Consider the following 9,563-nt stretch of genomic DNA (forward strand, 5'->3'; position numbering starts at 1 on the left):
GATATTTATCTTTATTCATCAATACGTTCCGTTTAGGTCTCTCTATGTTGCTCTCTTCAATTATTCATCACACTCGAGGTGATTTTGTTCGTAGGCTTATTGCGATTGCTTTGCCTATTGCTTTACAGAGCATTATGTTCTCAAGCCGAGGCTTAGTCGATGTATTGATGTTAGGTCAGCTTGGGGAAGCAGACATTGCGGCTGTGGGGGTTGCGAGCCGTGCTATGTTTGTGACGACCATTATGCTGGTGGGTGTCACCACTGGTGGTGCGTTATTGACTGCGCAATATTGGGGAGCTGGCAATAAGCAAGGCGTCAGAGAAAGTACGGCGTTAACTTGGTTGGTTTCAACACTGTTTGCGTTGCTGACCATTGTTTTCTTCGTGTCTTTTCCTGCGCAAATCATGGGTGTGACGACCGACTCTCAAGAGGTCATCAGTCTCGGCGTTGAATACATCGTCATCACCTCATTTAGCATGCTGGCCGTGTCGTGCGTCAGTAGTATGGCGGTAGGTTTGAGAGCGATGCACAAACCTGGGTTAAGCACTTTCTTTAGTGGTATTGGCATCCTTTCTAATGTGTTCTTAAACTGGGTCTTGATCTTTGGTAATTTGGGCTTTCCATCGCTTGGAATCAAAGGCGCAGCGATTGCGACGGTACTGAGCGGCGCCATTGAAGTAGCAACCTTATATGGCTACCTCTATTTCTCTAAACACCTATTAGCTTTTAAATTTTGTGATATCAAAGCGGCTGCGACAGTTGAGAAAGTCGTTCGTTTCTTGAAGTTGTCTTTGCCAACTACGTTTAACTTCTTAGCGTGGGCGGGTGGCTTGTTTGCTTACCACGCGATCATGGGACAATCGGGTGTTCAAGGTTTGGCTGCGCTTTCAGTCATGACACCCGTCGAATCTATCTCATTGAGTTTATTGATTGGTCTGTCCAATGCAGCGGCTGTTTTGGTGGGTAACCAACTTGGCGCGAAGAACAATGAAGCGGTTTACTATCAAGCACTAGGTTTAACGATTTTGTGTTTCTTGACCAGTATCGTGGTCGCGATTTTCCTCTACTTCGTACAAACGCCAATACTGAACGCCTTTAGCGCTTTGACAGAGGAAACCCGAGCGCTTTCAGAAAAGTTCATTCTGATTCTCAGCGTGGGTATTGTTATTCGCTCGGTACCGCTGACTGTCATTGTTGGTGTGTTGAGAGCGGGTGGTGATGTGAAGTTCTGTCTCTATCAAGATGTGATTGCTCAGTGGGTGATCGGTATCCCGCTAGCCGCGATCGCTGCTATCTACCTTAAGTTTCCACCTGAGTGGGTATATCTGCTTTTCCTCACTGAAGAAGTGCTGAAGTGGGGTGGGTCACTTTATCGTATGAAAACAAGAAAATGGATTAAAAACTTAATAGGAAGTTGAAGTAGGGCGCACCAATCGCATCACTTTATCGTTGGCATGTGATCTATCTTTCAAAATACTTCCTCCTAACAGGGAATTAGTGTAGATTCTCCTTCCAAATTCTAACTAATGTGAGCTGTTTAATGTTAAAGCTGTCAGACCTATGTAAAGGCTATGTCGACGGGGGGGAGTTTCACCCCGTTTTGCAAGGTGCTGAATTAACATTAAACCAAGGTGACCAGCTAGCATTAATGGGAGAAAGCGGTTCTGGTAAAAGTACATTACTGAATCTTATTGCGGGTCTAGACTTAGCAGACTCAGGCGAAATCGCTTTCCCAAACTTCAATATGCACGATTCGACAGAACGTAATCGTACTGCTTATCGTCGAAACAACATCGGTCATATCTTCCAGCAATTCAACTTGCTACCAACGCTTAATATTGCCGACAACATTCGTTTTTGCCGTCAATTAAAAGGTTTACCTGAAGACAAGGGGCTTTGGCGACAAATCCTTTCTGCTTTAGATCTTATGCCTTTACTTGGACGTTATCCTGAAGAAGCTTCTGGTGGCCAACAACAGCGTGCGGCCATTGCTCGTGCTTTGTACATGGAACCTAAAATCCTATTAGCTGATGAGCCGACAGGTAGTTTAGATGAACGTAACGCTGAAGCAGTAATGCGCTTGCTGACCTCTTTAGCTCGTGAACTGGAATGTACTTTGTTGCTGGTTACTCACAGTGAAAAAGTGGCACAGCATATGGACGGACGTATTCGTCTACAGGGAGGGCAACTGCATGTTATGGCCCGTAGTTAAGGCGCTACTCGGTCATTATCGACGTTACCCACTTCAGATTCTTTTGGTATGGCTTGGCTTAACCCTCGGCGTATCATTACTGGTTGGTGTTACCGCAATCAATCAGCACGCCAAGCAGAGCTATGCTCACGGTGAAAAACTGTTTTCGAATCCTCTTCCATATCGTATTCGTCCCAAGCATAACGCCAATAAGATTCCTCAAGGCTTTTACATCCAGCTACGCCGTGAAGGCTTTCAACAGTGTTCTCCTTTTGATCACCACCGTATCACTGATGAAAATGGCGCAAACTTTATGCTTATTGGCTTGGACCCAGTGTCTATGCTTCAGTTGCATCCTGGCGTTGCGCTAAAAGATCTTACAACATTAAACCTCATGAAGCCGCCGTATCCAATCCTTGTCAGCGATGATCTTGCTGAACATATGGAATGGAAGAATGGTGACTATATTCCTCTTCTTGATGGCTCTGAACTTGGGCCTGTTGTTGTTGATCAAAACGACCTCATTAACGGCACGCGATTGATCGCAGATATCTCGCTGCTAAGAATGTTGAAACGTAGCGCTGGACTGTCTGTTATTGCTTGTTCAGATATGCCACCAGAGAAGTTAGAACGTCTTAAGAATATGTTGCCTAATGGACTGACGATTTCTCGCAGTTCAAAAGCTGAATTGGAATCTCTAACCAGTGCTTTCCACTTAAATCTAACCGCGATGGGCATGCTGTCGTTTGTCGTGGGCTTGTTTATCTTCTATCAAGCGATGTCACTGTCATTTATTCAACGTCAGCCATTGGTAGGAATATTAAGGCAGACTGGTGTGTCCGGTTGGCAGCTGGCTAAAGCTCTATGTTTAGAACTCTTGATCTTAGTGCTAGTGAGTTGGGTGTGCGGCAACATCTTCGGTGTCATGCTTGCCAACCAACTGTTGCCTGCCGTGTCTTCAAGCTTAGGTGACCTTTACGATGCCAATGTGGGGTTAACCATCAATTGGAATTGGCGCTGGAGCGGTTATAGCTTAATGATGGCCTTATTAGGTGCCTTCCTAGCTTGCACTTGGCCGTTGGTTCGCTTACTTAAATCTCAACCTATTCGTTTGTCATCACGCTTATCTTTGATGCGCTTTGCGGGTACGGAATTTACTTGGCAGGCATTGATTGGCTGTGGCTTCTTAGTCGCTGCTGTAGCCGTTTATCAAGCGCCACAAACGCAAGAGTCTGGCTTTGCTATCATCGCGTTGATGCTCGTGAGTGTGGCTCTGTTTACGCCGTTCTTGATGTGGAAGCTGTTCAATAGCTTGTCCTATTCATTACGTTGGGTTCGTGCTCGTTGGTTCTTCGCTGATGCAGCATCAAGTATGAGTTACCGTGGTGTTGCTACCATGGCCTTTATGCTGGCGTTATCAGCGAATATTGGCGTTGAAACCATGGTCGGTAGCTTTAGAGACACCACCGATAAATGGTTAACTCAACGTTTGGCCGCAGACCTTTATATCTATCCGACCAACAACGCGGCTGCTCGCATGAGTAACTGGTTGTCAGAACAGCCTGAAGTTGATTCAGTGTGGTGGCGTTGGGAAAAAGATGTCTCTTCTGCTAAGGGTAGTATCCAAGTAGTCAGTACTGGGCCTTCAGAAGGTGAGCTAGAAGCGCTGACTATCAAGTTAGGTATTCCAAACTATTGGTATCATTTACATCATTCTAAAGGGGTGTTGATCAGCGAATCAATGTCTCTCAAGTTGGGTATTCGTCCCGGCGACTATATTGATCTGCACGACAGTCTTGGCTCTGGTTGGCAGGTTGTCGGCGTTTATTATGATTATGGTAATCCGTACCATCAGGTCATGATGTCGCATCGCAATTGGCTATATGGCTTTGCAGGCCGGGGCAATGTTGGATTAGGCGTTATATTAAAAGACGACGTGAATGCCATTGGTTTACGCAGTCGTTTGGAAAGTGTCTTCAGACTAGGGTCTGAACGTATCTTTGATAACAACAATATTCACAGCCAAGCAATGCGTGTCTTCGATAGAACCTTTGCTATTGCTGATACACTGGGTAACATTACCTTAGTGATTGCTGTATTTGGTATCTTCTTCGCGACCGTCGCGGGTGAAGTCTCTCGTCAAAGGCATATTTCACTTCAGCGTTGTTTAGGGGTTTCAGCTAAAGAGCTGATATTTACCGGAAGTCTACAGTTGTTTGTGTTCGGGCTTATTTCATCTTTGATTGCGGTGCCATTGGGTTTAGCGTTAGCAAGTTTGATCGTTGATATCGTTATTAAGCAGTCTTTTGGGTGGTCGCTCGAGTTACAAGTGATTCCATGGGATTACTTAGTGACTTTTGCGTGGGCGATGGCAGCATTAATGCTCGCTGGTGCTTTACCAGTGATGAGAATGATCCGAAATACGCCGATGAAGTCATTGAGGGATGCGCTTTAATTATGTTTCAACGCAATGGCTCAAAAAAACTAAGACATCGTTTTGTCTCTTCTATTCTACTGATCAGCTTCTTCGGCGCACTCCTTGGCGTGTGGGCTTATTATTCCTATTTTGTTGACGTAGGTGATAAGGGCATTAACGAGGTTAATTCAGTATTAGTGAGTGAGCACTTTAATGTGTTTGAGCCTGTATTGCCTGACAGAAGCGTTTCTCTACCACATGATTTCCAGTTCCACCCTGAGTTCCAACATGAGTGGTGGCATTACTTCGCTTCTTTAAAAGGGAGTGACGGAAAGAAGTATTCGGTGCAGTGGAGCTTTTTCCGCATCGCAACGGATGAACGTGAAACGCCAGGATGGCAAAGCCCACAAATCTATATTTCAAATGTCGTCATTTCTTCTGACTCTAAAGTGTGGAAAGAGCAGCGTTTAGCGCGTGGCGGTATTGGTCAGGCGGGAATGACCAACAGTCCCTTTAGAATCTGGATTGATAACTGGAATTGGCGAGCGCTAGGTAACACGCCGTTTCCGGGGCGACTCCAAGTGAATACGGATACCTTTGGTCTTGAGTTAGATACGGTTGCGAAAGGGCCTTATGTGCTCAATGGCGACAATGGCTATCAGAAAAAGCACGACTTATTGCCTGTCGCTTCTTACAATTTTAGTGCACCTTTCTTATCTTTGACCGGTACATTGCAACTCGATGGCGTTGCCAAGGAAGTTGAAGGAACGGCATGGGTACATAAAGAGTGGGGAAGTGGCTTACTTGGCGTGGGTCAACAAGGGTGGGATTGGTTTGTCTTTAATTTAGATGACGGTACAGCGTTGAGCGTCAATCGTTACCGCCACAATCAGCAGATGCCCTATGTATTTGGTACTCTTGCCACTCGCTCAGGAAAGGTTTTTCAGCTGACTGAATCCGACATTTCTATTAAGCCTTTGCAGAATACAACGTTGCTTAATGGGCGAAGAATGCCTCTTCAATGGATAATTAACGTCCCTGAACACGATATCAACCTTACGACACGCATCAAACGGCGAGATATGTGGCTTCCTTTTGTGATTCCGTATTGGGAAGGGCCAATCATGGCAAGTGGCAGTCATGAAGCAACAGGCTTCATGCAACTCACTGGTTACTAAATACACCTAAGGCTATCATTTGATAGCCTTTTTTATATTTGTAGCACCCTCCATACTTGAATTAAATCTGCATACAGCTTTAGGGTTCTCATCTATACTTAATTCATAATACGTAAAAATATTATGGAATATACGACGTATTGTTTAGTATTTGTAGGAAAAACCGAAGTTAAACATCCAAAGAAGTGATTATCTATCGATTGGGCTTGTCTATACACTCGTGGTTATTCTTTGTTATTCGTTTATTTAAATAATAAATATAAGGGCGAAATCATGACCGACGTCATCCGTGACTTCTTTAAAATGGAATCTGCTGGCGGCATCATACTAGTCATCGCTGCGGCGATCGCAATGTTTGTAGCAAACTCACCACTGAACGAAATGTATCAAGGCGTTCTACACAGCTACGTTCTTGGTATGTCTGTATCTCATTGGATTAATGATGGCTTCATGGCTGTCTTCTTCCTTCTAATCGGCTTAGAAGTTAAGCGTGAACTTTTAGAAGGCGCATTAAAGTCTAAAGAGACAGCAATCTTCCCAGCTATCGCAGCTGTGGGCGGTATGCTAGCTCCTGCACTTATTTACGTGCTATTCAACTCTGGCAATCCAGAAGCATTACAAGGCTGGGCTATCCCAGCAGCAACAGATATCGCATTCGCATTGGGTATCATGGCGCTACTTGGTAATCGTGTACCAGTTAGCTTGAAAGTGTTCCTACTGGCTCTAGCAATTATCGATGACCTTGGTGTTGTTGTTATCATTGCCTTGTTCTACTCAGGTGATCTTTCAACGCTTGCTCTAACGGTTGGCTTTATCGCAACAGGTGTCCTGTTTATGATGAATGCTAAACATATGACTAAGTTGAGTGTTTACTTGATCGTCGGTGCAATTCTGTGGTTCGCAGTATTGAAATCTGGTGTTCACGCAACATTGGCTGGTGTAGTGATTGGTTTTGCTATTCCACTCAAGGGTAACAAAGGAGAACGTTCTCCTCTCAAACACCTAGAGCATGCATTGCACCCGTACGTTGCTTTTGCCATCCTGCCAATCTTTGCATTTGCAAACGCAGGTATTTCATTGGAAGGTATTTCTCTATCAAGCCTAACCGGAATGCTACCTTTGGGTATCGCGATGGGTCTACTGGTTGGTAAGCCACTGGGTATATTCTTATTCAGCTGGGGCGCAGTGAAAATGGGCATAGCTAAGCTTCCTGAAGGCGTGAACTTCATGAACATCTTCGCAGTCTCTGTGTTGTGTGGTATCGGCTTTACGATGTCTATCTTTATCTCTTCACTGGCATTTGGTCCAACGAACGCAGAATTTGATACGTTCGCTCGACTAGGTATCTTGATGGGCTCTACGACAGCAGCAATACTGGGTTACTTCCTGCTAAGTATTTCTCTACCGAAGACTAAGCAGCAAGAAGTAAAACTATAATCAGTAATGGGCTCGCTTAAACAAGCCAGCCCACTTAATGAACAACAAGAATTGATCACATGAGTTACTACTGAGGCTGATGTGATGACAAAGAACAAAAAGCCGTGATAGGTAACCCTATCACGGCTTTATTGATCTTGTGCTCCTACAGTGAGTCTTGTTGTTCTCTCTTTGATAGCAGAACGGGTTCTTCCATATCCATACCAACAATCCTCAACTAAACAATCTTTAACCTAAGCACAAGACCTGCTGTGACAATGTCACGCTATTTCTCTAGTGTAGTAAAGATGGTCCATTCCTCGACGATCTGTTCGCTTAGACCGACTACAGTTGCCGTTACTTTACGGTTTAACGCATGTGAAGTCGGGTCATCACCATCACTTTCTAAACGTTCTTCACCATAGCCGACGATTCTTACTCGGTCTGGTTCAATACCGTTTGATAATAATTCATCTTCAACATTGTGAGCACGCTTCTTGTCGAGTAGACGACACTTGTTACCAAGTGCCGCCCCTCTAAGAACCGTACGTGCAACTTTCACTGCATACGGCTCAAGCCTCCACTAAGGCATCATTGATACCCAGCAACTTATAACGCAGTCGGGACTGGCTCTTTCCAAGAGTTACGGGCTAGCCTTTTAGATTTTCTCTTCACCAAATATTCTTGGTATTGAGGGTCAAAAGGGGTCGCTGCATTCCTGATTTTTACGTGTCGCTCGATGGGCACTTTCGCTATTTGGAACAGATTGAAGTGACAGTCCATGTTCATAATTTTCTGCCAACCGTGAAATTGCCACTGGCCTTTACGATTAAGAAAATACTTATGAACAACCCAGTCTTTGGACTTGGTTGGATGACGTCTAACTGCCCAGTGCCATAGCGCTTGGAATAGTTTGTGGCCGACATACCCGAATACTTGTTTAGCAACACAGTGGCGATAGTAATTCGCCCATCCTCTGAGTTTCGGATTTATCAACTTGATAAGATCGTTAACAGGGATGGTTGCGTGCTTTTTAATAAGTTCACGTAGGTTTCTCAAGAATAACAACGTGTTGGATTTGCTCGGTTTAATGAGCAATTTCCCTTTGTACTTCCTGTGATTGAAACCCAGAAAGTCAAAGCCATCATCAATATGAGTGACCTTCGTTTTCTCTTCGGAGAGGGTTAGCCCTCTTTTTGCCAGAAAGTCAGCAATCAACGGTTTGATGTCGTTCACTAGCACTTCCTTTGAAGAGCAAGTAACCACGAAATCATCCGCGTAACCGATAAAGTTAGCCTTAGCACCCTTTTTCAGGGCTGTAGATTTTATTTGTTGCTCTATTCCCGCGAGAGTCATTAGCATCAAGGTTGGAGAGATTATTCCACCTTGAGGTGTACCCTCATCGGTATCATAGAACAGACCCTTATCCACATAGCCAGACTTTAACCATTGCACTAACATACGTTTATCTACCGTGATATTGTCCATAAGCCATTGATGCCCGATTTTGTCGAAGCAAGCCTTAATATCTCCCTCAAGAACCCATTTCGCTGATCGCTTTAGAGCCAAACATTTGAAACACTGACTGGCGGCGTCAGCCGTGCTGCGATTTGGCCTAAACCCATAGCTATTGAGGTCGGCAAGCGTTTCGGACACTGGTTCTAATGCTAGAAGGTGGAGGGCTTGTTGCGCTCTATCAATCATGCATGGAATACCCAATGGCCTGAGCTTACCGTTCTTTTTGGGGATGTAGATACGTTTGAGTGGTTTTGCAGAGTAAGCCTTGCGGCTCAGTTGATTGACTGCTGTCATACGGCGTACATCTGTGTTCCAGATGACACCGTCTATTCCAGGCGTTTTACTGCCTTTATTCTGAGAGACTCGCTTAACCGCAAGAAGCTTGGCTGAGCGAGAATGAGTCAAGAGCCACTGTAAGGACTTCACCTTACTGTGTTTCTTTTCTCTCGTTGCTTTTGCGATACGCATTTGAAGCTTCAATACGTGTGCTTCAACGGATTTCCAGTCGATGGACTGCCATTGAGCGCCGTCAGAAGATGCACTAATCTCTTTCGAGATCACCATTTGCTTTTCTCCTTGAATTAAGTTCTTCAAATTCTCTCGCAATGGGAGACCAGTCGGAAGTGGGCTCACTTTCGTGATCAGACATAAGTCTGTATCTGCATCATTACAACACAGCTTTAGCTTTTTCCGACCTCCTATACCTGCATCACTATCGGCCACAAAGGCTTTCCCAAAGGGAGTGATACAGGCTTACCCTGTTCCGTATGTTACGTAAAATGTCAGCTTAGATAATTGGACTCCCCAACCCTAAGTCCTACAATAGTAGGGTTCAAAATAATTT

General features: G+C 44.7%; 6 protein-coding genes and 1 pseudogene. 5 read left to right on the plus strand and 2 right to left on the minus strand.

Going from position 1 to position 9,563, the window contains the following annotated elements; genetic code table 11:
• Positions 1-44 precede the first annotated feature (44 nt).
• The 5 genes from ED652_RS18080 to nhaA all read left to right on the plus strand — a co-directional run bounded on the left by ED652_RS18080 (position 45) and on the right by nhaA (position 7,222).
• Positions 45-1,418, plus strand: coding sequence for an MATE family efflux transporter (locus tag ED652_RS18080; protein ID WP_122055699.1), 1,374 nt, complete (start codon positions 45-47; stop codon positions 1,416-1,418).
• A 122-nt stretch (positions 1,419-1,540) separates the two neighbouring features.
• A complete protein-coding gene (locus ED652_RS18085) occupies positions 1,541-2,212 on the plus strand; it encodes an ABC transporter ATP-binding protein (RefSeq protein WP_017108235.1) in 672 nt (223 codons plus the stop codon).
• On the plus strand, positions 2,193-4,646 hold the full coding sequence (locus ED652_RS18090; protein ID WP_122055700.1) for an ABC transporter permease: 2,454 nt from the start codon (positions 2,193-2,195) through the stop codon (positions 4,644-4,646). The genes ED652_RS18085 and ED652_RS18090 overlap by 20 nt, the downstream gene beginning before the upstream one ends.
• Before the next feature lie 2 nt (positions 4,647-4,648).
• Positions 4,649-5,785 (plus strand): lipocalin-like domain-containing protein, encoded by a 1,137-nt coding sequence (locus tag ED652_RS18095; protein WP_102338765.1) that lies wholly within the window; start codon positions 4,649-4,651, stop codon positions 5,783-5,785.
• 273 nt (positions 5,786-6,058) lie between these two features.
• Entirely contained in the window at positions 6,059-7,222 is a 1,164-nt protein-coding gene (nhaA, locus tag ED652_RS18100; RefSeq protein ID WP_029223633.1) for a Na+/H+ antiporter NhaA, read from the plus strand.
• Between the two features lie 265 nt (positions 7,223-7,487).
• Here nhaA and ED652_RS18105 read toward each other — a convergent pair.
• Together ED652_RS18105 and ltrA are read right to left on the minus strand one after the other, a co-directional pair.
• Positions 7,488-7,700 (minus strand): annotated as a pseudogene (locus ED652_RS18105) (OmpA family protein); the annotation flags it as partial.
• A gap of 110 nt (positions 7,701-7,810) precedes the next feature.
• Positions 7,811-9,283 (minus strand): group II intron reverse transcriptase/maturase, encoded by a 1,473-nt coding sequence (ltrA, locus tag ED652_RS18115; RefSeq protein WP_122055701.1) that lies wholly within the window; start codon positions 9,281-9,283, stop codon positions 7,811-7,813.
• Positions 9,284-9,563: the final 280 nt, after the last annotated feature.

Source organism: Vibrio sp. Evd11, from assembly GCF_900382755.1.
Lineage (GTDB): Bacteria > Pseudomonadota > Gammaproteobacteria > Enterobacterales > Vibrionaceae > Vibrio > Vibrio lentus.